Source organism: Rhodococcus sp. H36-A4 (assembly GCF_027158005.1).
Classification (GTDB): Bacteria; Actinomycetota; Actinomycetes; order Mycobacteriales; family Mycobacteriaceae; genus Rhodococcoides.
Window position 1 is genome coordinate 421,393 of the sequence record NZ_JAPVLQ010000005.1, and the last position, 23,226, is coordinate 444,618.

The 23,226-nt window shown below is 62.4% G+C and carries 20 protein-coding genes; 9 read left to right on the forward strand and 11 right to left on the reverse strand.

What is annotated here, in order from left to right:
- Positions 1-30: 30 nt before the first annotated feature.
- From O1W68_RS16395 to O1W68_RS16410, 4 genes are all read right to left on the reverse strand, one after another.
- Positions 31-792 carry an ABC transporter permease gene (locus tag O1W68_RS16395; RefSeq protein WP_269305258.1) on the reverse strand — a complete coding sequence of 254 codons (762 nt, stop codon included), beginning with the start codon at positions 790-792 and terminating at the stop codon, positions 31-33.
- On the reverse strand, positions 789-1,841 hold the full coding sequence (locus O1W68_RS16400) for an ABC transporter ATP-binding protein (protein WP_269305260.1): 1,053 nt from the start codon (positions 1,839-1,841) through the stop codon (positions 789-791). Before O1W68_RS16400 ends, O1W68_RS16395 begins: the two co-directional genes overlap by 4 nt.
- Before the next feature lie 91 nt (positions 1,842-1,932).
- Entirely contained in the window at positions 1,933-2,781 is an 849-nt protein-coding gene (locus O1W68_RS16405; protein ID WP_442972383.1) for an LLM class F420-dependent oxidoreductase, read from the reverse strand.
- Between the two features lie 38 nt (positions 2,782-2,819).
- The gene (locus O1W68_RS16410; protein WP_269305261.1) at positions 2,820-3,545 is read right to left on the reverse strand and encodes a hypothetical protein; all 726 of its coding nucleotides are present in this window, start codon (positions 3,543-3,545) and stop codon (positions 2,820-2,822) included.
- Between the two features lie 79 nt (positions 3,546-3,624).
- Between O1W68_RS16410 and O1W68_RS16415 the strand changes: the two genes are divergently transcribed.
- Both O1W68_RS16415 and O1W68_RS16420 read left to right on the forward strand, forming a co-directional pair.
- Positions 3,625-4,458 carry a helix-turn-helix domain-containing protein gene (locus O1W68_RS16415; protein WP_442972388.1) on the forward strand — a complete coding sequence of 278 codons (834 nt, stop codon included), beginning with the start codon at positions 3,625-3,627 and terminating at the stop codon, positions 4,456-4,458.
- The gene (locus tag O1W68_RS16420; protein ID WP_269305265.1) at positions 4,455-4,850 is read left to right on the forward strand and encodes a VOC family protein; all 396 of its coding nucleotides are present in this window, start codon (positions 4,455-4,457) and stop codon (positions 4,848-4,850) included. The genes O1W68_RS16415 and O1W68_RS16420 overlap by 4 nt, the downstream gene beginning before the upstream one ends.
- On the opposite strand, the gene O1W68_RS16425 is transcribed toward O1W68_RS16420, so the two are convergent.
- Together O1W68_RS16425 and O1W68_RS16430 are read right to left on the reverse strand one after the other, a co-directional pair.
- Positions 4,832-5,839: a glutathione S-transferase family protein gene (locus tag O1W68_RS16425; protein WP_269305267.1), complete on the reverse strand. Its 1,008-nt coding sequence runs from the start codon at positions 5,837-5,839 to the stop codon at positions 4,832-4,834. The two genes, O1W68_RS16420 and O1W68_RS16425, sit on opposite strands and share 19 nt — an antisense overlap.
- 10 nt (positions 5,840-5,849) lie before the next feature.
- Positions 5,850-6,560, reverse strand: coding sequence for a GNAT family N-acetyltransferase (locus tag O1W68_RS16430; RefSeq protein WP_269305269.1), 711 nt, complete (start codon positions 6,558-6,560; stop codon positions 5,850-5,852).
- Positions 6,561-6,707: 147 nt separating this feature from the next.
- On the opposite strand from O1W68_RS16430, the gene O1W68_RS16435 reads away from it, so the two are divergent.
- Complete coding sequence (locus O1W68_RS16435; protein WP_068369974.1) at positions 6,708-6,911, forward strand: cold-shock protein; 204 nt, start codon at positions 6,708-6,710, stop codon at positions 6,909-6,911.
- A gap of 173 nt (positions 6,912-7,084) precedes the next feature.
- On the opposite strand, the gene O1W68_RS16440 is transcribed toward O1W68_RS16435, so the two are convergent.
- On the reverse strand, positions 7,085-8,230 hold the full coding sequence (locus tag O1W68_RS16440; protein ID WP_269305274.1) for an acyl-CoA dehydrogenase family protein: 1,146 nt from the start codon (positions 8,228-8,230) through the stop codon (positions 7,085-7,087).
- A gap of 83 nt (positions 8,231-8,313) precedes the next feature.
- Between O1W68_RS16440 and O1W68_RS16445 the strand changes: the two genes are divergently transcribed.
- Both O1W68_RS16445 and O1W68_RS16450 read left to right on the forward strand, forming a co-directional pair.
- On the forward strand, positions 8,314-9,105 hold the full coding sequence (locus O1W68_RS16445) for an enoyl-CoA hydratase/isomerase family protein (RefSeq protein WP_269305276.1): 792 nt from the start codon (positions 8,314-8,316) through the stop codon (positions 9,103-9,105).
- 10 nt (positions 9,106-9,115) lie between these two features.
- Entirely contained in the window at positions 9,116-10,048 is a 933-nt protein-coding gene (locus O1W68_RS16450; protein ID WP_269305277.1) for an adenosine deaminase, read from the forward strand.
- Here O1W68_RS16450 and O1W68_RS16455 read toward each other — a convergent pair.
- The gene (locus tag O1W68_RS16455) at positions 10,041-11,540 is read right to left on the reverse strand and encodes a molybdopterin-dependent oxidoreductase (RefSeq protein ID WP_269305278.1); all 1,500 of its coding nucleotides are present in this window, start codon (positions 11,538-11,540) and stop codon (positions 10,041-10,043) included. The two genes, O1W68_RS16450 and O1W68_RS16455, sit on opposite strands and share 8 nt — an antisense overlap.
- A gap of 50 nt (positions 11,541-11,590) precedes the next feature.
- The gene (locus tag O1W68_RS16460) at positions 11,591-12,907 is read right to left on the reverse strand and encodes a D-arabinono-1,4-lactone oxidase (protein WP_269305280.1); all 1,317 of its coding nucleotides are present in this window, start codon (positions 12,905-12,907) and stop codon (positions 11,591-11,593) included.
- 131 nt (positions 12,908-13,038) lie between these two features.
- Here O1W68_RS16460 and O1W68_RS16465 point away from each other — a divergent pair, with 131 nt between their 5' ends.
- Together O1W68_RS16465 and O1W68_RS16470 are read left to right on the forward strand one after the other, a co-directional pair.
- Positions 13,039-13,626 (forward strand): TetR/AcrR family transcriptional regulator, encoded by a 588-nt coding sequence (locus O1W68_RS16465; RefSeq protein ID WP_331283589.1) that lies wholly within the window; start codon positions 13,039-13,041, stop codon positions 13,624-13,626.
- Positions 13,627-13,742: 116 nt separating this feature from the next.
- The gene (locus O1W68_RS16470) at positions 13,743-15,029 is read left to right on the forward strand and encodes an amino acid deaminase/aldolase (RefSeq protein WP_269305399.1); all 1,287 of its coding nucleotides are present in this window, start codon (positions 13,743-13,745) and stop codon (positions 15,027-15,029) included.
- Here the strand turns inward: O1W68_RS16470 and O1W68_RS16475 are convergent.
- Positions 15,026-18,484, reverse strand: coding sequence for a TM0106 family RecB-like putative nuclease (locus tag O1W68_RS16475; RefSeq protein ID WP_269305284.1), 3,459 nt, complete (start codon positions 18,482-18,484; stop codon positions 15,026-15,028). The genes O1W68_RS16470 and O1W68_RS16475 overlap by 4 nt on opposite strands.
- Before the next feature lie 56 nt (positions 18,485-18,540).
- Between O1W68_RS16475 and O1W68_RS16480 the strand changes: the two genes are divergently transcribed.
- The gene (locus O1W68_RS16480) at positions 18,541-19,170 is read left to right on the forward strand and encodes an alpha/beta hydrolase (RefSeq protein WP_269305286.1); all 630 of its coding nucleotides are present in this window, start codon (positions 18,541-18,543) and stop codon (positions 19,168-19,170) included.
- 54 nt (positions 19,171-19,224) lie between these two features.
- Here the strand turns inward: O1W68_RS16480 and O1W68_RS16485 are convergent, their stop codons facing one another.
- Entirely contained in the window at positions 19,225-21,012 is a 1,788-nt protein-coding gene (locus O1W68_RS16485; protein WP_269305288.1) for an AMP-dependent synthetase/ligase, read from the reverse strand.
- Positions 21,013-21,313: 301 nt separating this feature from the next.
- Here O1W68_RS16485 and O1W68_RS16490 point away from each other — a divergent pair, with 301 nt between their 5' ends.
- A complete protein-coding gene (locus O1W68_RS16490) occupies positions 21,314-23,131 on the forward strand; it encodes a DEAD/DEAH box helicase (protein WP_269305289.1) in 1,818 nt (605 codons plus the stop codon).
- Positions 23,132-23,226: the final 95 nt, after the last annotated feature.

Below are 23,226 nucleotides of genomic sequence, written 5' to 3' on the forward strand. Positions count from 1 at the left end.
CAAAGGTAGACCGCGCTACCGACACGGTTCTCAGCTGATATCGCGTTCCCTGGTCCGCAGCCAGCCGGCACCGGCGATGGCGAGACCCCACACGAGCAGGCCGAACGGCGCCACCGGCCACGGCATGAAGAATTGGCTCTCGACCTCGCCCACACTGACCGTCGCGAGCGTGAGCGCCGACGGCGTCACCACCGAGATGTTGCCGAGGCCGATTCCCGACACTATCGAGGTCGCAACGAGTTCGCCGATCGGATACCACGCGACGATGATGATCGCCGGCCAGGTCGGGGAACCCATCAGGAGTCCGAGACCCGCCCCGATCAAGGACCAGACGACAACGGCGAACAAACCCATGACGAGCATGCCGATCAGCGCGGCTGACAGCTCGAAAGGTTCGCTCGAGAACAGCAGCAGGCACACCAGGCTGACGATCTCGACCAGGAGGCCGTAGCCGAGTGCGAAGAGTGCGGTGACACCCAACTTGGCAGCGATGACCCGGTCGCGGCTCGTCGAGGTCAGAAATGAAGTGGTGATCGTGTCGTACCGGAATTCGGTGCCGCCGTTCACCGCTCCGAACACCGCGACGAACATCATCGTGAACCCGAGGGCGACGTAGAGCCCCACGATTCCGAAGCCGCCCGACAGTTCGAACTCGTAGTCGGAGGTGGAATTAGCTATCGACGCGGCGATCCCACTGGCGCAGATCCCGACGAACACCGGTGGTATGGCCAGCGCCCACCAGAATTTGAGGGTGGTCACCTTGCGTATCTCGGAGGTGATCAACGTAGTCATCGTCGCCCCTCGTCCCAGGGAGAGGGGCTGTAAGCGACGGGAGGAACGTAACCAGTGGGCTGCGGATAACCCGGTGTAGGTCCGTACCCAGGCCGACCGATACTGCCCGCTGGCGTTGCGGTGTACTGCCCGGCAGTCATCGAAAGAAATACTTGCTCGAGGTCTACGTGCTCGTAGGAAGCACCGAAGACGGTCAACCCGGACTCCGACGCTATGCGCGTGACGGTGTCCGTGTCGCTACCGGCGACGCCGAGCCGTCCGTCGGGAAGCAGTTGTGCGTTCGTGATTCCGTTGGATGCAAGTGCCAGGGCGAGTGCGGCCGGATCCGATACGGCAACGAGCGTTCGGCTCGGCCGCGAGGCACGAAGCTGATCGATCCCACCCTGATACATCAATGCACCGCCGCTGATGATCACCAGATTGTCGACCGTCGCCTCGACCTCGCGGAGTAGGTGGCTGGAGATGAGTACGGTCCTTCCCCCGGCCGCGTAGGACTTCAGAAAGTCGCGGAGCCAGGCGATTCCCTCGGGGTCGAGTCCGTTGGCAGGTTCGTCGAGCACCAGAATCTCGGGATCGCCCAGGAGCGCCGTCGCCAAGGCGAGTCGCTGACGCATTCCGAGGGAGAATTCGGCGACCTGACGGTTGGTCGCGTCCGCGAGGCCGACGAGTCGGAGAACGTCGTCGGCGCGGCTGTCGGGCACACCGATCGACGCGGTGAAGATGCGGAGGTGGCCGGCCGCGGTGCGCTTGGGATGCAGACTGCGTGAATCGAGGACGGCACCGACGGCGCGAGCCGGGTGGCTCAGAGCGGAGAACGGTGCACCGGCCACGAGGCCGACTCCGGCGCTCGGTTTCGTCAGGCCGAGCAGCATCCGCAGCGTCGTGGTTTTACCGGATCCGTTGGGGCCGAGAAATCCTGTGATGGACCCGCGTGGAACCACGAAGCTGAGGTCGGACACTGCGTGAATCGAGCCGAAGACCTTGGTGAGACCTTGCGCTTGCAGTGCGTGGACAGCGAAGCTGTTCGTTCCTGCGGAGCCGCCTGTCATGGATTCGATTCCCCCGGATCGTCGTACGTGAGCTACCCGGGACCGAGTGAACTTCCCGACCCCGGGTTCAGGTTACGACGTTTGCGCGGGGTCAGAGAAACGCGGCCGCAACCTCGCGATATACCTCCGACGGATCTGCCTTGTCCGGCAACGCATGCACGATGACGTGGGAGGCACCGGCGTCGATGTGTTGACCGAGTCGCTGAGCGATCGAGGCCGCATTTCCGTGGGCGACAAGGGCATCGATCAACCGGTCGCTGCCGCCGTCGCCGATCTCCTCTTTGGAGTATCCGAGGCGCTCGAGGTTGTTGGTGTAGTTCCTCAGGTGCAGGTACGGATTGTTCACCGGTGGACGCCCGATGTCTCGGGCCCGTTCGGGATCGATGTCGAGGACGACCTTGTGCTCGGGGGCGAGGACCCTGTCCGGTCCCAGAATCGCCCGAGCCTCGGCTGTATGTTCGGGAGTCGTCAGATAGGGGTGGGCTCCTGCGGTGCGGTCTGCGGACAGCTTCAACACCTTCGGGCCCAATGCCGCGAGTACCCGACGCTCGATGGGGACCCCGCCCTCGTCGAGGGCATCGAGATAGTCGACCAGCGCCTCGTAGGGCTTCTGATATTCCTGCGTTGCCTCCGGGTGCCCCGCGCCGATACCGAGCAGGAATCGTCCCGGGTGTTTCTTCTCGATGCGGTGGAACGATTCTGCGACCTCCGGTGCGGCTGCGGACCAGATGTTGACGATTCCGGTCGCCACGACGATCGACTCGGTTGCATCGAGAACCTCCTCGGCCGAGGCCAGATCCGCAGGCGGGGAGCCGCCGAGCCAGATGGCGCCGTAGCCGGCTTCTTCGATCGTGTGGGCCAACTCGGGTGGGATCCCCGAATAGTGACGCCAGATGCCGATCGTGCCGAGTTCAGGTGTGACGGTGTTGGTCATGTTCATGACCAACACCGCTGCGCACGGCTGTAATTCCTGCGGACTTACTCGTCCGGTTCGATGATCCGGGTTTCCGGCCACGCGCGCGGTGCCGGTCCGAAAGCTTCGCGTGAATTCTTGATGACGCCTTTGCCGATCATGCGGTTGCCTGTTCCGCCGATCACCGCGCCGATTCCGGCAGGCAGAAGTTTGCCGAACAGTAGAGCGCTTCGTTTGGCGAAATATTTCGAGACGAACTTCTTGGCGAGCGACTTGTTCATGTTGGTCATCGCTCCGCCCGGAATTCGAGTGGTGACGAGCGAGCCCCAATTGCGTGCGCTGGTCCCAACGGTCTTCTGCACGATCTGCATTCCGGATTCGCCCAGGGCCACCGACAGGACCAGGGCACGTCGCTGCTGGTGGTCGTGGACCGCTATACCGTGCACCGAGGCCACCGACAGCGTCAACAGTGCGGAAGATTCGATGAAGAATGCCGTCTCTGCACCAACGGCAGCAAGAGAAGCGACGGTCCCGATCGCCGGTACCGCTGCGGCGCCCCCTACTGCGCTTCCGCTTCCGGTCACTGCGAGCAGAAAGCGATTCTCCAGGCGCTCGATCAGCTGCGCGGGAGAGTCGTTCGGATGAGCTCGACGCATGTACCCGACGTACTTCTCGACGGCGGGCCCCTGGATCCTGCTGCCGTGGTCGAGGATTTTCACGAGCGCCTGTTCGAGGCGACCGCCCTCCTTGATTGTCTCGACCTGATCCTTGTTCTTGTTCTTGCTCGCCATCCGCACTCCGATCGATGTGACTTATTTGTTATTCGGTCGTGGAGCGCTGGTACCCGTTCGCATTCGGTTCTACCCTGCAATGGTGACCGGTGTATCCGAGGGCGCGCGCGGAAGTCCGAGTGCTCGGTTGCGTCCGTTCGTTGCGTCCTACAGCGGATATCGACTGTCGGGTTACAAGCCCGGTGAGCATATCGGGATGCCGAGTCCGTATCTGACTGTGATCATCGCCATCGGACCCAAGCTCGAGATCGCGGATTCGCCGCGACAGGGTTCCTGCGCTTTCGAGACACTCGCAAGTGGCATCTCCGCCGAACCTGTCACCATCGCGCACGACGGCAACCAACACGGGATTCAGCTGTCGTTCACCCCTGCCGGTGCCCGCGCGCTGTTCGGGATCCCCACTGCCGCGCTGGGCGACTGGATGGTCGATCTCAGCGACGTCATGTCCGGCGCGGGCGAACTCCTCGATCGAGTCGCCGCGACCGAAGACTGGGACAGACGGTTCGACGTCGTCGACGAGATCTTGTCCCGCAATCTGGAAGAGCGGCCTATCGATCCGACACTCGCCGAGGCATGGCGGCAGTTGGTCGGGTCGGGTGGATCGGCACGGGTCGGTGAAGTGGCCCGGAACGTCGGATGGAGCCGAAGGCATCTGACCAACAAGTTCGCCGCAGAGTTCGGAGTCGCGCCGAAGGACTCGGCCCGTATCTCGCGGTTCTACCGCTCGCACCAGGCTCTGCGTCGGCCGTCGATACCTCTGTTGTCCGAAGTCGCTGCGGCCTGCGGCTATTACGACCAGGCGCATATGGCCCGCGAATGGCGCGAGTTCGCGGGCATGTCTCCGTCGCAATGGCGTCGGGTGGAGGAGTTCGCATTCGTCCAAGACCACGACGGCAGTCCGAGCGCAGGATGAGGTCTATGACCGAAACAACAATCTGGCCCACCCTTCGCTACGACGACGCGCGTGCCGCCATCAGATACCTCGTCGACGTTCTCGGCTTCGTGGAGAAGGCCGTCTACGGCGAAGGTGACCGTGTCGACCATGCAGAACTGCTGTGGCCGACAGGAGACGGCGTGATGCTCGGGAGCGTCCGCGAGGGTAGTGCGCTCGGAGGCCTCCCCCCGGGAGTCGGGTCCGTCTACATCGTCACCGACGAACCCGACGTGATTCATGACCGCGTCGTGTCCGCAGGTGGCAACGTCACCCAGGGACTACGAGACGAGGACTACGGCAGTAGAGGGTTCACTTGCCGCGACCCCGAGGGCGTCTACTGGAGTTTCGGGACCTACCGCGGAACCCAATGATCGGTCGGCACCACTTCGTCGGACTTGGGCGGCAAGGGGGCTGTGCCCTCGCCGAACGGTCGACCACCGAGTGATTCGCGTCCGTGCGGCTCCAGCCAGCCGTGCAGATACGGGCCCTCGGGCACGATGCCTGTCGGGTTGATATCGGTGTGCACGAGGTAGTAGTGCCGCTTGATGTGGTCGAAGTCGACGGTGTCGCCGAAGCCGGGTGTTTGGAACAGATCGCGCGCGTAATTCCACAGCACCGGGATCTCGCTGAGTTTGCTGCGGTTGCATTTGAAGTGGCCGTGGTAGACCGGATCGAACCGCACGAGCGTCGTGAACAGCCGGACGTCGGCTTCGGTGATGGTGTCGCCGACGAGATAGCGCTGGCCGCTCAGACGTCCGGCGAGCCAGTCGAGGGCGGTGAACAGTCGGTCGTATGCCTTGTCGTAGGCCTCTTGCGATCCGGCGAAACCGCAGCGGTACACACCGTTGTTGACCTCGGTGAACACGCGCTGGGCTACCTCGTCGATTTCGGCGCGCAGTGCCTCGGGATACAGATCCGGTGCTCCCGGGCGGTGGTACTGCTTCCATTCGGTGGACAAGTCGAGGGTGATCTGCGGGTAGTCGTTGGTGACGACTTCGCCGGTGGAGATCTCGACTATCGCGGGAACGGTGATGCCGCGCGGATAGTCGGAGAAGCGCGCGAAGTACGCCTCCTGCAAGCGCTCGATCTTCAGCACTGGATCGACGCCCCCGGGCTCCTCGTCGAAGTTCCAACTCCGCGGGTCGTGCGTCGGGCCGGGAATCGACAGCGACAGCACATCCTCGAGTCCGAGCAGACGACGAACGATGATCGATCGGTGCGCCCACGGGCAGGCCCTGGCGGCGACGAGTCGGTAGCGACCGGGCTCGACGGGGTAGCCGTCACGCCCGTCGGCGGTTATCCGCGTTTCGATGTAGTTGGTGTCCCTGTTGAATTCCTTGCCGGGTTCGACGTAGCTCATGGATTCAACGTTACGTAGATCCCAGCTCGACGGAGGTGAACACGCCCCATTCTTCGTAACCGAGGCGCGAACCGAGCCTTCGGGCTGTCCCGTTCTCCGCACTTGTCTGCCACTGCGGGATCAGTCCCTCGTCGATCGCGTCGTTCGTCGCGAGCCGTGCCACGACCTGAGCGTTGCCGCGTCGGCGCGCGAGCGGTGCGGTCAGAATGCCGACGTCGGCAAGAATGCCTTCCCATTCGAGGTACGCCGCGCAGGACAGGGGCGCAGCGGACTCTGCCGGGCGATCGTCGGCGAGGAGGGTGAACCACGACCGCTTGCGCGTCAGATCTGCGCTGAGCACGTCATCCGGCGCACACAGGGCGTCGAGTGCGAGAACGTGCCCGAGGTCGTGGGAAATGAGTGGGTCGTGAAGATCGATGGTCGTGCCGATGTCGGCGGCGTAGGACAAGACGATGGGCCCGCGGCTGCGTCCGGACACCGACGACTCCAGCAGTGAGAGAGTTCCGCGGTCGGCCAGTTCGTCGTCGGATCGGTGCTCTGCAGCCTCCAAGACCTGCTCCGGCCCCACCAGCGCGCTCGCGTCCCCCAGGCGCAGGAACGTGACCTCCGTCGCATCGGGGTCTACCTGCAGATATCGGATGCCGGGCTTCATAGCCGAGTCGGGCAGTCCGAGGCGTCGGGACCAGGCGAGTCGGACAATGTCGTGATGATGGGAATCCACCGGGCCAAGGGTATCCGGGCTCGCCGAAAAATAAGTTTTCAGACTTTTTTCACCCCGGCGTATCGCAAATGACAAATGAATGGCATGATCGGGAGTGAGATTGGAGCTTCGACGTGAAGGTCCAGCTCGCTACAGAAGGTTTACGGTATGACGCAGGGCAGTGTTAAGTGGTTCAACGGCGAAAAGGGCTTCGGCTTCATCGAGCAGGATGGTGGCGGACCTGACGTGTTCGTTCATTACTCCGAGATCCAGGGAACTGGCTTCAAGTCTCTCGACGAGGGTCAGCGCGTGGAGTTCGAGGTTGGACAGGGCCAGAAGGGCCCCCAGGCCACCGGCGTTCGCGCTATCTGATCCCCCTAAAGGATCGCCACCCGGAAATGCTGACGGCTTAAGCTGTCCGACTCCGAGTTTTCAAAGGCCGGATATCCGAAGAGAAATCTTCGAGTATCCGGCCTTTGTGCTGTGCGGCTTTACTTCAGAGTGGGAGTGCGTCCCATCAGGACGTACTCCCACTTGCGTGCGCGCTACAACCCGAGATCGCGCCCGATCAGTTCCTTCATGATCTCGTTCGATCCGGCCCAGATCTTGGTGACACGTGCGTCCTTCCATGCGCGAGCCGCTCGGTATTCGTTCATGAACCCGTAGCCGCCGTGCAACTGCACGCAGTGATCGAGGATCTCGTTCTGCACCTGCGAACTCCACCACTTTGCTTTCGCAGCATCGATTGCGGTGAGCTCACCGGCACCGTGAGCAAGAATGCAGTTGTCGATAAATGCCTGCGCCACATCGAGTTTCGTGGTCAGCTCGGCGAGGAGAAACTTGTTCCACTGAAGCGAACCGATCTGCTGGCCGAAGGCCTTGCGGTCCTTGGCGTACTGCAGTGTCTCTTCGAGGATCGGCCGTGTGTGCCCAAGATTGGCAACCGAGCAGCTGATGCGCTCCTGGGGGAGTAGCTGCATCATATGGATGAACCCTCCGTCGAATTCGCCGATCATGTTGCTCGCGGGCACGCGAACATTTTCGAAGAAAAGTTCGGCGGTGTCGGACTCGGGCTGGCCCACCTTGTCGAGCTTGCGTCCCCGGGAAAATCCCACCGCGTCCTTCTCGACGGCGAACAAGGTGATGCCCTTCGCCTTTTTTTCAGGCGTGGTGCGGGTGGCGACGATGACGAGATCGGCGCTGCTCCCGTTGGTGATGAACGTCTTGGATCCGTTGATGATGAAGTCATCGCCGTCCCTGACAGCGGTGGTCTTCAACGCGGCGAGGTCGGAGCCTCCGGAAGGTTCGGTCATCGCGATCGCGGTGAGCAACTCGCCGGTGCAGAACTTCGGAAGCCAACGCTGCTTCTGCTCCTCGGTTGTCAGTTTGACCAAATACGGTGCGACGATGTCGACGTGAATTCCGAAGCACGACGCCACTGCTGCGCTCGAGCGGGACAGCTCCTCACCGAGGACGGCGTTGAAGCGGTAGTCCTCGGCGCCGCTACCACCGTATTCTTCTGGAACCTCGAGTCCCAGGAACCCGTTTCGGCCGGCTTCGAGCCAGATGTCGCGGTCGATGAAGCGTTGTTCGATCAGCTTCTCTTCGCGCGGGGTGATGGTGCGGGTGACGAACTCGCGGACGGATTCGCGGAACGCGTCGTGGTCCGCGTCGAACAAACTGCGCTTCATGTATTCCTCCAAGTAAGGGCTCTCTTGGAAAATGTACCCGTTGGTAACTTCCGCACGTGTCGCGATGTGGCACGCTGAACCACATGGCTGACCACCCCACTTCGCTAGTTCGATACTCCACCGACGCCGGCGCCGAGGTTGCCGTCCTGACTTTCGATCACGGACCGCTCAATCTGTTCGATCAGGCGATGTTCGACGCCGTCGCCGCTGATGTAGCTGATCTGACTGCACGCCCTCCGCGCGCGGTGCTGCTGCGCGCGGAGGGCAAGGTCAATTCCGCAGGGGTGGATGTAAAGGTCTTCGAGGGCCTCACCGCGCAGGAGGGTGCCGAGATGTGGCGTCAGCTTTTCGCTGACATCGCCCACCCGATCGAGGCACTGCCGTGCCCGGTCGTCTACGCCGCTCACGGTCTGACCCTGACCGCGGCATTCGAGATTTCCCTCGCCTGCGACATTATTCTCGCCGGACCGAAGGCAAGATTCGGCCTCGTCGAAACCGTCGTCGGGCTGACTCCGTCGATGGGCGGCCCGCAGCGCTTGGCCGAACGGGCGGGTTCGGGTCGCGCTCGCGAGCTCGTCATGACCGGAGATCTGTACGATGCCGAGACGATGCGCGAGTGGGGCGTCGTCAACGCCGTCCACCCCGATGTCGACGCGGCTGCTCGTTCCCTGGTCGAGCGGTTGGCCGCCGGGCCGACGGTGGCTCACGCTGCCACGAAAAAGATTGTGGCAGCGTGGCGTTCGGGTGGTGTCGCGCATGCTGACGAGATCACGTCCGAGGTGTCGGGGGCGTTGTTCGAGTCGGATGATCTACGCGGTGCGGTGAAGAGTTTTCTGGAGAACGGTCCTGGTAAGGCGATTTATTCGGGCAAGTAGTGTGGGGCGGATGAGTTTGCCTCTCGCTGAATTGCACATGCACATCGAGGGTTCGTTGGAGCCTGGTCAGATTTTCCAGTTCGCGGAGCGTAACGGTATGCGGTTGCCGTATGCGGATATCGACGAGTTGCGTGGGTTGTACGAGTTCACGGATCTGCAGTCGTTTCTCGATCTTTATTATGCGAATACTTCGGTGTTGCGTACTGCGGAGGATTTTGCCGATCTGGCGCGGGCGTATTTTGCGCGTGCCAAGGTTGCGGGCATCACGCATGCGGAGGTCTTCTTCGATCCTCAGGCACACACCGGTAGGGGTGTTGCGTTGGAGGCGGTGGTGGAGGGTTTGGCCGATGCTGCGGCGTCGAGCGAGCGGGAGTTCGGTGTCACGAGCGGTTTGATTGCGTCGATTCTGCGGGACAAGCCGGTTCTGCATGCCAACAAGTTGCTCGAGGATTTGTTGGCGATGAAGGCGCCGATCATCGGCCTCGGTCTCGATTCGGCGGAGGTGGGTTTTCCGCCTTCGTTGTTCGTGGATGTGTTCGCGCGTGCGCGGGCGGAAGGCTTGCATGTGGTTGCTCATGCGGGGGAAGAAGGCCCGGCCGAGTACATCTGGCAGGCGCTGGATTTGCTGGGTGCCGAACGTATCGATCATGGGGTCCGCTGCCTGGAAGACGAGGCGTTGGTTAATCGTCTTGTCGAAGAAGAAATTCCATTGACTGTCTGTCCGTTTTCGAATGTTCGGCTCAAGGTCGTCGATACGCTTGCCGATCATCCGATTCGTCAGATGATCGAGCGGGGACTCGTGGTCACCGTGAATTCGGATGATCCGGCGTACTTCGGCGGCTATGTAGACGACAACTTCGCTGCCCTGACCGATCAGGTCGGTCTGACCGAACGCGAGCGAGAGATTTTGTACGACAACTCGATTCGCGCGTCGTTCAGCTGACGGACACCGAAATCTGCGGGTATCCGGTTGCGCCGTCGGGCACCGTGTCGGCGGTCATGGAGGTTTGGATGTCACCGTTCGCGTCGCTGGCTCGTGCACGAATGATGTGATTGCCCGGTGGCGCGTCCCATTCGAGGACCCATTGCCGCCAGGTGTCTTTCGAATATTCCTCGGACAGTGTCGCGGGCATCCAGTTGCCTTCGTCGATCTGGATGTCGACACCGGAAATTCCGAGGTGCTGATGCCAGGCGACGCCGGCGATCATGGTCTTTCCTGCCGGGACGGTTCCGCCGGAGCGAGGCGTGTCGATGCGTGAGGCGGTCTTGATCGGTCCGAGTTCGCCCCATCCTCGATCGGTCCAGTATGCGGTGACTTTGTCGAATCGGGTCACCTCGAGGTCGGTGACCCATTTGGTGGCGGAGACGTAGCCGTAGAGTCCGGGCACCACCAGTCTGGCTGGATAGCCATGGCGGACGGGTAGTGGTTGGCCGTTCATACCGACTGCGAGCAGGGCATCGCGTCCGTCGAGCAGCACCTCCAGTGGGGTTCCTGCGGTGAACGCGTCGTGGCTCGACGAGAGAACCATGTCAGCGCCGTCTTGGATCCCGGCTTCTTCGAGAAGATCTTTCAGCGGGTAACCGATCCAGGTGGCATTACCGACCAGTTCGCCACCGACGACGTTGGAGACGCAGGTCAGGGTCACGGTCTTTTCGACGGCTTCGCGTTGCATCAGATCCTCGAAGGTGATCTCGAGTTCTCGCTCCACCATGCCGTGGATACGGAGCTTCCAGGTGTCCGATGGCACTTGCGGTAGCACCAGTGCGGTGTCGATTCGGTAGAAGTCCTCGTTCGGGGTGATGTATGAGGCCAGGCCGTCGATGTTCATCGTCGTGTTCAGATCGGCGCCGGGCGGGATCGGGGCCTGTGGTTTCGGGGTCGGAAGCAGAAATGCGAGGCGGTTGGCCGTGACGCTACGGGCTTGACCGATCATCCGGCCGGCGGTTCCGGCAACTACTGCGACAGCCCCCGCAGCAACGGCAAGGCCGAGGAAACTCCGCCTGCTCATGCCTTGTGCCGGTTCGGGTGCTTCGGCGGCACGGATCAGCGCGTTCAGCATCACGATCCCGACGGCGACTCCCGCGACGGTCGGGATGGCGTCGAGCAGGGTGCTTCCGCTGCGAGTCAGCGCGGCAATCACCCCGACGGCGCCGAGTCCAGCGAACAGCACGGCGCCGCGTGGAGCGCGCATCATGCCCGCGACGGCTGCGAGCGCGGCGATGATCAGCGACATGCCGACGAAGAGCGCCGTTTTGTCCGAGGTGCCGAAGGTATCGATCGCCCATTCGCGGACTGCTTCGGGGGTGTTGTCGACCACCGCCGAGCCCACGGCATAGAACGGAGAGGAGTTCGGCCCGAAGGGAACCGAGACGAGTTCGCCGACGCCGAGAATCACTCCTGCCGCGAGGAGACCGGATAGTGCACGCTTCAACATCACTCCACGATAAGCGGTGCTCTCGCCGGGCCTTGGATTCCGGTCTGCGTCTACTTGCGTAACCGCTGCTGAAGGTACTCGTTGTCGAACAACCTGTCCGGATCGAACTTGTCACGGATGTCGCAGAAGTCGTCGAAGTGCTCGTACGTTCCGGCGAACTCCTCGGCCCGAAGCGAGTGCAGCTTTCCCCAGTGCGGCCTGCCGCCGACGCTGCGCGCAATCGCTTCGATCGCGTCGAAGTATTCGCGGTGGTCCATGCGGTGATACTGATGGACGGCGATGTACGCGGTGTCTCGGCCGTAGGCTGTCGAGAGCCAGATGTCGTCCCCCGCTGCGAACCGGACCTCGACGGGAAACGCGACCGTGACGGTAGAAGACTCCAGCCATCGATTGATTTCGCGCAACACATAGGTCGTCGATTCTGCCGGTATCGCATACTCCATTTCGCGGAACCTGACGGTGCGAGAGGACGCGAATACGCGATAGCTACGGTCGGTGAACTCGCGAGAAGACAGTGCCCGCGCAGAGAACTTGTTGACCCGCGGAGTCGCACGGGGGAACCTGGTCACTGCTCGATTGACGACCTCGAAGACCGTGTTGGACAACAACTCGTCGTCGATGTATGCCCGCACCGATCCGAGTGGGGACAGTGGCGTGTCTGCCGGTAGCCGCGTGTTTCGCTTGGTCAGCACCCGATCGGTGTGCGGAAACCAATAGAACTCGAAGTGGTCGACGCCGGAGACGGTCTCGTTCAGGTGCGCAAGCGTTCCGTCGAGCGTCGCGGGTGCCTCGACGGCATGCAGCGCAAAGGCCGGCTCGCAGGCCAAGGTCACCTTCGTGATGATGCCGAGCGCGCCTAGCCCGACACGGGCGGCGTCGAAGAGGTCTGTATCGAAGGTCGCCGAACAGTTGATCAGCTGCCCGTCGGCGGTGAGTATCTCGAGCGCGCGAACCTGTGTGGCGATGCCACCGAACCGTGCACCGGTACCGTGGGTACCTGTCGAAATTGCTCCCGCCACGGATTGAGAGTCGATGTCGCCGAGATTGGTCATCGCCAATCCGAGGTCCCACAGACGAGCCGTCAGCTCCCGCAATCGTGTGCCGGCGAGCACGGTCACCGAGGTGGAGCCATCGGCTTCGGGGACAACAGATTCGATTCCGTACAGCATGTCGAGACTGACCTGCACTCCATCGGTCACGGCGACCGAGGTGAACGAATGGCCTGCGCCGACGCATTTGACGCGAAGGCCGCTGTCGGCTGCCCGCAAAACCACCGACCTCAGCTCGTCGATCGTTCGCGGCGTGAAGTACTCCGCCGGCCGTGCGGTCTGATTGCCGGCCCAATTCGTCCATGTATGCCCCGTCATCGCATAACTATGGATCGCACGTCCGACACGGTCAATTTTTCCGACGTACTGCGATGTCTGCGCCTACTATCGTGGGCATGCAGACCCAGTTGTCGGCAGATTCGCGCCGTGCGCACTTAGTGTTATCTGCGGTGCAACGAGCCGAGCATGTCGGCATCGAGGGGTTGACCGTTCGCGGTGTCGCCGATGAAGCGGGCGTCACCCAGGCCGCTGTCTATTACTGCTTCGAATCGAAAGAAGCGCTCGTCATTGCCATGGGGGAACGGTTGCTCACCGATGTGACCGGGGCGTTGCACGGTGCATTCGAACGAGCGGTGAATGCACGTGAACTCACCGGTGTCCGCGGACTTCGCGAACTGGTGCACAGCGGCCTGAGCGGTATCTGGCCGTTCATCGAGCAGTCCGCGGACCGGCAGCTGCTGTCCTACGAGATCAAGACGTACCTCTTGCGCCACCGCGCACTCGGTTCGGAACAGGCAGCCCAGATCGCTACCGGTCAGTACCGCATCCGCGACACCGAAGCCCTGGACTTCTTCGAGCGCTGCGCCGCTCATACCGGTATCCGATGGCTCGAGCCACCGGATGCAGTGGCACGGTTCGGCATGGCCGTCGTCGACGGTATGGTCCTGCGTTGGCTGGTGGATCGAGACGAGATGGCAGTGATCGCGCAGCTCGATGAACTGTCCGCCCTGATAGCAGCCAAGGCCGTCGATCTGTGACGGTTGCTGGGCGATGGTGTGCTCCCGATGCTTGACTGACAACCCCCGCAGTATCGATCGCACAGTAGCGATTAGACGAAAAGGAAACCAGCTCAGTGACGTCACTTCTCGGTCGGATCACCGATGACTCAGCCACACGCGATAACGCCACATCTGACGCGGCCCTCGACCGTATTGCTTCGGCCACCAAGGACCTGGAACCACCTTTCGCTGCCGTGGACTCGGTTGCATTGGACTTCAACGCGTCCGAGTTGATACGGCGCAGCAATGCACTACCGGTTCGGGTCGCCAGCAAGTCGGTGCGATCGCGAGCGATACTCGGCCGTGTCCTCGGAAGGGATCGGGTTGCCGAATCCACGACTGGGTCGAATGCGGCTCCTGGGCAAGGGTTTCAGGGAATCATGGCGTACTCGACGGCGGAAGCGCTGTGGCTCGCAGGCGCCGGTGATCAGCACGGAACCGATGGCGTCGAGGACATCCTCATGGGATATCCGAGCGTCGATACCCAATCACTGGCCGCGATCACCCGTGATCCGGTGCTGTCTTCACGCATCACTCTGATGGTCGACGACGTCGCCCATCTCGACATCATTCGGGCCGCAGCCGGTTCCGATCGACTCGCGCCGCGCATCTGTATCGATGTCGATGCTTCGCTGCGGATCGGTCCCGCCCACATCGGGGTGAGGCGTTCGCCGCTACGTGAGCCGGCGCAGGTCGCCGAATTCGCACGCATCGCGCAGGCACGAGGCTTCCACGTCGTCGGAGTGATGTTCTACGAAGCCCAGATCGCGGGGTTGCCGGACTCGAACCCGGCTGTCGAGCTGATCAAGCGACTATCGGCATCGGAGCTTCTGGTGCGGCGCCAGGCAGTGGTCAGCGCAGTGACCGACGTTGTCGGGCCATTGGAAATCGTCAATGGTGGTGGCACCGGTTCACTCGAGGTGACCTCTGCAGACCCCGTCGTCACCGAGGTCACCGCCGGATCGGGGCTTTTCCTGCCCGCTCTGTTCGACCGCTACAAGGCTTTTCCGTCGAATCCGGCCTTGTACTTCGCGTTGCCGGTTCTCCGCAAGCCCACCGCGTCGATCGCGACGGCTTTCGGCGGCGGGTACATTGCCTCGGGTCCGGTGTCGGCTACGAGAGTGCCGTTACCCGTTGGGTTCTCGAACGCGGTGCGCGGTGTGACGCGCGGCGGATTGAAGCTGATCCGAAACGAAGGTGCAGGCGAGGTTCAAACGCCGCTGCGTGGTGCCGAATCGGTCGGGATCGGTGACCGAATCTGGTTCCGTCACGCAAAGGCAGGTGAAGTGTGCGAGCGCTTCGACACGCTCTACGTCATCGACGCAGACGGTGGACGGACGGCGGTTCCGACCTACCGAGGAGAGTCGAAGAACTTCGGCTAGTCACGCCCGCTATTGCCACACCCGCTATTGCCACGCCCGCGGTTGCTCAGTGCCATGAAGGTTCCCAATGTGACGAGCCCGTCGGGGGTTGTGGGGAGGTGCTGAGTGAGGCTGCGGGACCGGATGAGAAATGCGGCCCACTGGCCACGCGAGATTGCCACGTTCAGTCTGTTGCGTGAGAGCAGAAATCCCATTCCGCGGGGGACGTCGTCGACGGAGGAGGCCGCCATCGAGACGAGGACCACCGGAGCCTGACGACCCTGAATTTTGTCGACGGTTCCCACCAGAACCTCGTCGAGACCGACCTCTGCGAGATGGGCGAGGATGACAGCGACCTGCGCGTTGTATGCGGCGACAACGAGAAAATCGGATGCAGCGAGCGCTCGGGTCCCCTCGAACGAGCCAGGGTCCGTCCACCCGCTGCCGATCAGTCCCTGAATACGAGAGATGATCTCAGCGGCTTCTTCCGGCGAGCCCGTCGAGTTCCCGTCATGATCGACGAGGACGGTGTGCAGGCCGGGGGGGAGTCCGTCGAGGTTTCTTGCCTCGGTCACCTCGCGGTTCGACTCGAGGCGCCCCTCGTACGCCAGTGCCGACACCGGCGCGCACAGCGCGGGGTGCATACGCCACGTGGTGGCCAGGAAGTAACCGCGATCGGCAGGAAGGGCGCCGTGTCCGGCAGCGAGCCAGCCTAGCGCCGATCGGTCGACGGGTTCGGGGTGGGTTCCCTGGCTTACCTGGGGTAGTTGTTGCGGATCGCCCAGCAGCAACAGATTTCGAGCTGCACCGGCGACGGCGATGGTATTGGCAAGTGAGAATTGGCCGGCCTCGTCGATTACGAGGAGATCGAGCGACCCAGGCACTACACGGGTGGAATGCGAGAAGTCCCACGCCGTCCCGCCGATGACGCAGCCGCGATCTGCGTCGGCGACGAAACCCGGGTACTCGGTTTCCTTCAGTACGGTCTGTTCGGTCGGTGCTTTCTTGCCGACGGACCGGGCATCGACTCCTGCCTGGACGACGGTGGCGAGGAGATTGTCGACCACCATGTGTGATTGTCCGACAACTCCGATGCGCCAATGATGCTCGCGCACAAGGTGGGCTATCACCCGGGATGCGGTGTAGGTTTTTCCGGTTCCGGGCGGGCCTTGAACTGCAAGGTACGAGTGGTCGAGGTCGAGAAGCGCTGCAGTGATGGCCGAGGCATAGTCGTTGCCGTCTACGGGTGGAAGCGGATTGCCCGATGTGGTTCGAGGTGGTGACAGCGTCATCAGGTCTGCAACGGGGGTCAGTGGCAGATCGGGCAGTGTGTCGTCGACCTCGGTGGCGGCGGTCTCGATCGCGGACTCGAGGCTTGCAGTGGGTACGGGTCGGTCCGGAGCTGTCGCGATCGGAGGGTCGAAATACGGCTCGGTGTCCGCTCGCAGTGATTCCTCGACGATGACGGCATCTCGGGTGCCGTCGAACCCGACGTCGACGATCTTCGCCATGGACGAACCACGATGGGTCGGGTGCAGCTTGTCCAACCCCTCGGGTGACGGATTGTCGTACAGCAATCTGACCGTATGGCCCACTCCGCCGATGACGCCATTGGACAGTTCACCGACGAGTCTCAGTTTTCTACGTAGAACTCGTTGGCGTGGCGCGGTTTTCATCCAATCGTGGAGAACCTCCACGTGATCGATCTTCATGACGTCGGCGGCGTCGGCCCACTCGTCGACAGGGTCGGTCAGTCTGTCGAAGTGTGCCCACCAGAAAGGCTTGCGTTCGCGTCGGTGGAAGCCGACGGCGCCCGCGTACATGGCAACAGCCTGCTGAGCAGGCGTTCGATTCCAGGGCAGGCCTACGTACTCGCCGAGTGAGATTTCGAGTGGGGTTGCAGTGTCTTCCCTTTCGACGACCGGTTCGTTCGGCTTGCGGGGGGTTACCCCGGCGTCGAATGCCCTGGCGAGAAGCCAATTTCGGAGCTCGATCGTCGAGACACAGTCCGTCCGGTTGTACTCGGCGATCTCGTTCAGCAGTTCCGCCGCCGCTGCATCCTCGCCTGCATCGCGGAACTCGCACCAGTGTGCGTACTCGACGATCGATGCAGCCGCATTCGTGACGTCTCCCGATCTGTCCTCGGGCATGTACAGCGGTTCGAGCTTCTTGATGCTGTAGGACCTGGCACCGATGCGGACCGACTTGCGGACGATCGGATACAGATCCACGAGGACCTCGTGCCGCAGCAGGTCGTCCACGACGTCCTCGCCGACGCCGTACCTGCCTGCGAGCCGAAGTAGCGCAGTCTTCTCGTACGGGGCGTAGTGGTAAACGTGCATGTTCGGGTACTCGACGCGTCGGGCCGTGACGTAGGCGAGAAAATCGATCAGAGCCTGACGTTCCTGGTTGCGATCGTGTGCCCAGAACGGCTCGAACGACAAATCCGTGTTCAGAACACCGAAGAGGTACTCCAGACCCCAGTCGTTCGGATGTGCCGGATCGGCCCAGAGCGGGTCGCCTTCGAAGTCGAAGAAGATGTCACCGGGGTCCGGTTCTGGGATCGAACCGAGACCCCGAGCGTCGAAGATGTCGAATTCGGCGGCGCCGGTGCGCTCCTGACGCACCTGCAGTGCGGCCTGTGCCCGCAGACTTGTCGATGTTCTGTCCGACATGCCGTCCACTGGATCGGCCGAGGCCGCAAGCTCTTCGATCGTCGAGATGCCTGCGTCGATCAGTCGCTCGCGCGCCGAACTGCGCATACCCGCAACAAGAATCAGGTCTCGGTGTTCCTCGACCTGCACCGAGCAGGTATCGCACCGGCCGCACGCGGAATATTTCGGATCTGCCCACCCGACGGCGGTCCCCTCCGCCTGATGTTCGTCGAGTATGCGTTGGAGGTTCTCGCGGGACTGCCGATAGACGGCGAGTATTTCGGTGAGGGTGTGGCTCGAAGTGCTGCCGTCGCCGAGCATCAGATGCACGTGATCGGACGGCAAAATTCCACCGCGCTGCAGTGAGTCTGCGTACGCCGCCAACTGAAGTAGTGCAGGAACCTTTGCATGACGAGACAATTTGGTGTCGTAGACGCCGTAGCGGTCCCCGTCGGCAACCAGGAAGTCGCAGAATCCGAGGAATCGGCCGTCGAAGAAGGTTGCCTGATAGAGCACTGGGGTGCGGGAGGTCAACGCTGTGAACGTCGACCAGTCGGCGTCGGCGAGTTCTTGCCGGGTGCGGCCGGGCCTTTCCATCGTCAGCACTCCGCCCGGGAACTGTTCTTCGAACCGTGCCAACTGGGTGCGCTCGTGTGCCAGGCCGAGTGCTGATGTTCGCTCCAGCATCGGGTCGGGTTCGGCGGCAATACGCGGCACGAGCCCGTTCAAGCTGTCGAGTTTTCGTAGCAGACCGAACTCGCAGGACGCGGCCGCCGCGAGATCGCTGGCGCTGTAAATTACCTGATCGTCCAAGAGGAACACGCGCATAACTGTAGGGGAATGCACCGACACGGAAGCGAAACAGGCAAGATGGTCGAATGCCGTTTTTCGAGGGAGCCACCGGTGCCGTTCATTACCGATCATGGACGACGGCACACCCCCGTCTCATCGTGGTGTTCCTCCACGGGTTGGGACAGAACAGCGGCCACTACCATCGGTTCGCGCGGGTGATGAATGGTCGCGACATCGATGTATGGGCCATCGACCACGTCGGCCACGGGCTCACCGAGGGCGAGCTTTCCGATGCGTCGCAGATCGAAGGTCTTGCCGATAACGCCCTTCAGCTCGCAGCGATCGCGCAGTCCGAGCGTGACGGCATCCCGCTTGCCCTGATGGGGCATTCGTTGGGCGCGGCAACCGCGATTGCTGCTCTTGACAAGGATTCGAGCCGATTCACTTCGGCGGTGTTGTGTGCGACCCCGAAGTCGGTTGTCGGTGCAGCCGTCGCTGATCTACGCAGTTCGACTGTGCCACTGCTGGCGCTGCACGGCATGGACGACCGGATGGCGTCGATAGACGCTGTCCGCACGTGGATTCCATCGGTACCGGGTGCTCAGCTGAAGGAGTATGAGAACGCCGGTCATGATCTGTTGCACGAGAAGATCCACCGGACCGTCTCGCTCGACGCTGCCGAGTTCATGCTCGGGTGTATAGACACAGGTGTATAGACACAGGTGTGACGTGCATGCCCGAACAGCAGACATGCACGTCACACGGGTGAGTCAGCTGTAGATCGACTCGATGACCGAGCTGCGCTCCTGGTGGATGATGTTCCGCTTGAGCTTGAGCGTCGGTGTCAACTCTCCGGTCTCCACCGTGAAGTCGTGCTCGAGGATCTTGTACTTCTTGATCTGCTCGGGCTTGGAGACCTTCTTGTTTGCTTCGGCGACGGCCTTGTCGATCTCGGCAACGAGATCGACGTGGGTCGACAGTTCCGCGAAGACAATGGTCTCGGACAGTCCGTGGCGTTGCTTCCAGCCGGGCAGTGACTCGGGATCGAGGGTGATCAGCGCTCCGATGAAGGGCTTGGCGTCACCGACGACGAGGGTTTGACTGATGAGTGCATGCGCGCGCAGTGCGTCCTCGAGTACCGCGGGTGCAACGTTCTTGCCGCCCGCAGTGACGATGATTTCCTTCTTGCGGCCGGTGATGGAGACATAACCGTCCTGATCGATGGAGGCGAGGTCCCCGGTGTGGAACCACCCGTCGACGATGGACTCGGCGGTGGCTTTGTCGTTGTGCCAGTAGCCGCTGAAGACGACTGGTCCTTTGAGGAGTAGTTCGCCGTCCTCGGCGACCTTGACCGCGTGACCGTTGATCGGCTTGCCGACCGTGCCCACGCGCTGCTCCGGCGTTGTGTTGACGGTGACCGCCGCGCTGGTCTCGGTGAGGCCGTAGCCCTCGTACACGGGGACGCCGATGCCGCGGAAGAAGTGACCGAGACGTGCGCCGAGGGGTCCGCCGCCCGAGACAGCTCGCACACATTTGCCGCCGAGGGCCGCACGCAACTTGGAGTAGACGAGCTTGTCGAACAGTGCGTGCTTGAGATTGAGGACGAGACCGGCACCGCCCTTTTCCTTGGCCTCGCTCCACTCGATCGCGGTCGCGGCGGCCTTGTCGAAGATTCCGCCCTTACCGCCGTCGTGCGCCTTCTGCTTGGCGGAGTTGTAGACCTTCTCGAACACGCGTGGTACCGACAGGATGAAATCCGGCTGGAATACGGCGAACTGGTCGACGAGGGTTGTTACGTCGGCTGTGTGACCGACGGTCACCTTGGACTCGAACGAGCCGAAGGAGATCGCCCGCGCGAACACGTGCGCCATCGGCAAAAACATGAGTGTTCGGTTGCCCTCCTTCATCGAATCGCCCAGCGCCAGCTTCACGGCCTCCACCTCGGCGTAGAAGTTGGAGTGCGTCAGCTGAACGCCCTTGGGACGGCCGGTGGTGCCGGAGGTGTAGATCAACGTCGCCGGCGAGGATGCCACTACCTGCTTGCGACGGGTGTGCAGTTCTTCATCGGTGACCGCTGCGCCGCGCTTGGTCAGTTCTTCGACGGCGCCGCCGTCGATCTGCAGTACCTCGCGCAGGTCGGCGGCACCCTCGGTGACCTCTTTCAAGGCCTCGGCATGTGCCTGGGATTCGATGAACAGGATCTTGGTAGCGGAATCTTCGAGGATCCACTGAGCCTGATCGGGTGAGGATGTCTCGTAGATTGCGACCGTGCACCCGCCTGCGGTCCAGATTGCGTAGTCGAGGAGAACCCACTCGTAACGAGTTGCGGACAGGATGGCGATGCGATCGCCCAGTTCGACTCCGGAGGCAATGAGCCCCTTGGCGACTGCAGACACTTCCTTGGCGAACTGAGCTGCGGTGACGTCGGTCCAGGAACCGTTCTGCATCCTCACGAACGGTACGAGGTTCGGGGACTCCTTTTCGTACCGGAACACCGAATCGGCCATGGACGCGTCGTCGGGAATGGTGAATGACGCGGGTACAGAATATTCTCGCACTGGGGACCCCTCCGGGAAAATGACGTGATAGATGTGCATTTCATCACACTCTTGGCCGACTTGCACTACCGATGGGATGTCCGGATTGCGAACTTTCGGTCAGATCTTCCGAGTTTCGGTGTAACTCTGGGTGGACCTTAACCGTTGTCGCACGGAGGTTCGAGGCTCCTCTCTTTATCGGCCCCCGATGTCGCAGCGGTCGGATCGGGGGGCGGCAACCCCTCCGGCCGGGGGGCGCGCAACCACGAATTCTCGGCACTCGGTCCATTGGGTCGGTTGCAGGGACTAAACTGGGTGACATATGAGCACAACAGAGCCGAATCAGGATGCCGCCGTGACGAGTGACGAAGCAATTTCGAATAGGTCGGCACCGGCGCCCACCGACTCGACCCCCGCCCCGGACGCTGCGTCCGAAGAAGCTCCGCAGCTTACTTTCGCCGACCTCGGAATCGAGGAACGCGTCCTGCAGGCCCTTCGGGACGTGGGATACGAGACCCCCTCGCCCATTCAGGCGGCTACTATTCCGCCCCTGATGGCGGGCAACGATGTCGTCGGATTGGCTCAGACCGGCACCGGCAAGACCGCGGCGTTCGCGGTGCCGATCCTCTCGCGGCTCGACGTATCACGGCGTGTTCCGCAGGCGTTGGTGTTGGCACCGACGCGTGAGCTCGCGCTGCAGGTGGCCGAGGCGTTCGGCAAGTACGCCTCGCACATCCCCGGCCTGCACATCCTGCCTATCTACGGCGGTCAGGCATACGGCATTCAGCTGTCGGGTCTGCGCAAGGGTGCGCAGATCATCGTGGGTACCCCCGGTCGCGTCATCGATCACCTGGAGAAGGGCACTCTCGACCTCTCCGGCCTGGAGTATCTGGTCCTCGACGAGGCCGACGAGATGCTCAAGATGGGTTTCCAGGAGGATGTCGAGCGAATTCTCTCGGATACTCCCGAATACAAGCAGGTGGCACTCTTCTCGGCAACGATGCCTGCTGCCATCCGCAAGATTTCCAAGCAGTACTTGCACGATCCTGTCGAGATCACCGTCAAGACGAAGACGTCGACGGCGCCGAACATCACGCAGCGCTACGTACAGGTCGCACATCAGCGCAAGCTGGAAGCACTGACACGGATCTTCGAAGTCGAAGAATTCGAAGCGATGATCATGTTCGTCCGAACCAAACAGGCCACCGAGGAGCTCGCCGAGAAGCTTCGCGCACGGGGATTCTCTGCGGCCGCGATCAACGGTGACATCGTGCAGGCTCAGCGTGAGCGGACCATCGGTCAGCTCAAGAACGGCCAAATCGACATCCTCGTTGCCACCGACGTCGCGGCTCGTGGTCTCGACGTCGATCGCATTTCGCACGTCATCAACTACGACATTCCGCATGACACCGAGTCGTACGTGCACCGCATCGGTCGTACCGGACGAGCCGGCCGAGCCGGTCAGGCATTGCTGTTCGTAGCGCCACGGGAGCGTCACCTGCTCAAAGCGATCGAGCGTGCGACGCGTCAGCCGATCACCGAGATGCAGTTACCGAGTGTCGACGACGTCAACGCGCAACGCGTCACCAAGTTCGGGGACTCGATCACCGAGAGCCTCGAGAGCGAGAATCTCGCCCTGTTCCGCCGACTCGTCGAGGATTACGTGCAGGCGCACGACGTCCCGCTCGCGGATATCGCGGCAGCACTCGCCGTGCAGTCCCGCGACGGTGAGGCGTTCCTGCTGAAGCCTGAGCCACCCGCCCCGCCGCGTGCACCCCGGGAGCCACGCGAGCCGAGGCCTCCGCGTTCGTTCGACGCAGACGCGGCGGACTCGCATCACCGCAAGACCGGTCAGGAGATGGCGACGTATCGGATCAGCGTCGGCAAACGACACCACGTCGCGCCGGGTGCCATCGTCGGAGCGATCGCGAACGAGGGCGGACTACGCCGCAGCGATTTCGGGCACATCAGCATCAGACCGGACCACTCGCTGGTGGAACTGCCTGCGGACCTGGCCGACGAGACGGTCGAAGCGTTGCGGCGTACTCGGATCAGTGGGGTGCTGATTCAGCTGACCCCCGACTCCGGGCCTCCCGGACGCAGTGGCGGCGGCAAATTCAAGGGCAAGCCCAGGCGCTGAAGAAGCACGTAAGTAGACAGACACCGTCTGCTTCCGCGTTGCACCCTGTTTCAGACGGTGCGAGGCGGAGGTGGGCGGTGTTTCTCTTGGGCGGT

Coding starts and splice junctions, on each gene's coding strand:
- O1W68_RS16425 (WP_269305267.1), bottom strand. CDS start 5,839: ATGAGCTACGTCGAACCCGGCAAGGAATTCAACAGGGACACCAACTAC.
- O1W68_RS16450 (WP_269305277.1), top strand. CDS start 9,116: ATGAGTTTGCCTCTCGCTGAATTGCACATGCACATCGAGGGTTCGTTG.
- O1W68_RS16455 (WP_269305278.1), bottom strand. CDS start 11,540: ATGTTGAAGCGTGCACTATCCGGTCTCCTCGCGGCAGGAGTGATTCTC.
- O1W68_RS16420 (WP_269305265.1), top strand. CDS start 4,455: ATGAGGTCTATGACCGAAACAACAATCTGGCCCACCCTTCGCTACGAC.
- O1W68_RS16405 (WP_442972383.1), bottom strand. CDS start 2,781: ATGAACATGACCAACACCGTCACACCTGAACTCGGCACGATCGGCATC.
- O1W68_RS16440 (WP_269305274.1), bottom strand. CDS start 8,230: ATGAAGCGCAGTTTGTTCGACGCGGACCACGACGCGTTCCGCGAATCC.
- O1W68_RS16415 (WP_442972388.1), top strand. CDS start 3,625: ATGGTGACCGGTGTATCCGAGGGCGCGCGCGGAAGTCCGAGTGCTCGG.
- O1W68_RS16480 (WP_269305286.1), top strand. CDS start 18,541: ATGCCGTTTTTCGAGGGAGCCACCGGTGCCGTTCATTACCGATCATGG.
- O1W68_RS16410 (WP_269305261.1), bottom strand. CDS start 3,545: ATGGCGAGCAAGAACAAGAACAAGGATCAGGTCGAGACAATCAAGGAG.
- O1W68_RS16490 (WP_269305289.1), top strand. CDS start 21,314: ATGAGCACAACAGAGCCGAATCAGGATGCCGCCGTGACGAGTGACGAA.
- O1W68_RS16435 (WP_068369974.1), top strand. CDS start 6,708: ATGACGCAGGGCAGTGTTAAGTGGTTCAACGGCGAAAAGGGCTTCGGC.
- O1W68_RS16395 (WP_269305258.1), bottom strand. CDS start 792: ATGACTACGTTGATCACCTCCGAGATACGCAAGGTGACCACCCTCAAA.
- O1W68_RS16400 (WP_269305260.1), bottom strand. CDS start 1,841: ATGACAGGCGGCTCCGCAGGAACGAACAGCTTCGCTGTCCACGCACTG.
- O1W68_RS16460 (WP_269305280.1), bottom strand. CDS start 12,907: ATGACGGGGCATACATGGACGAATTGGGCCGGCAATCAGACCGCACGG.
- O1W68_RS16445 (WP_269305276.1), top strand. CDS start 8,314: ATGGCTGACCACCCCACTTCGCTAGTTCGATACTCCACCGACGCCGGC.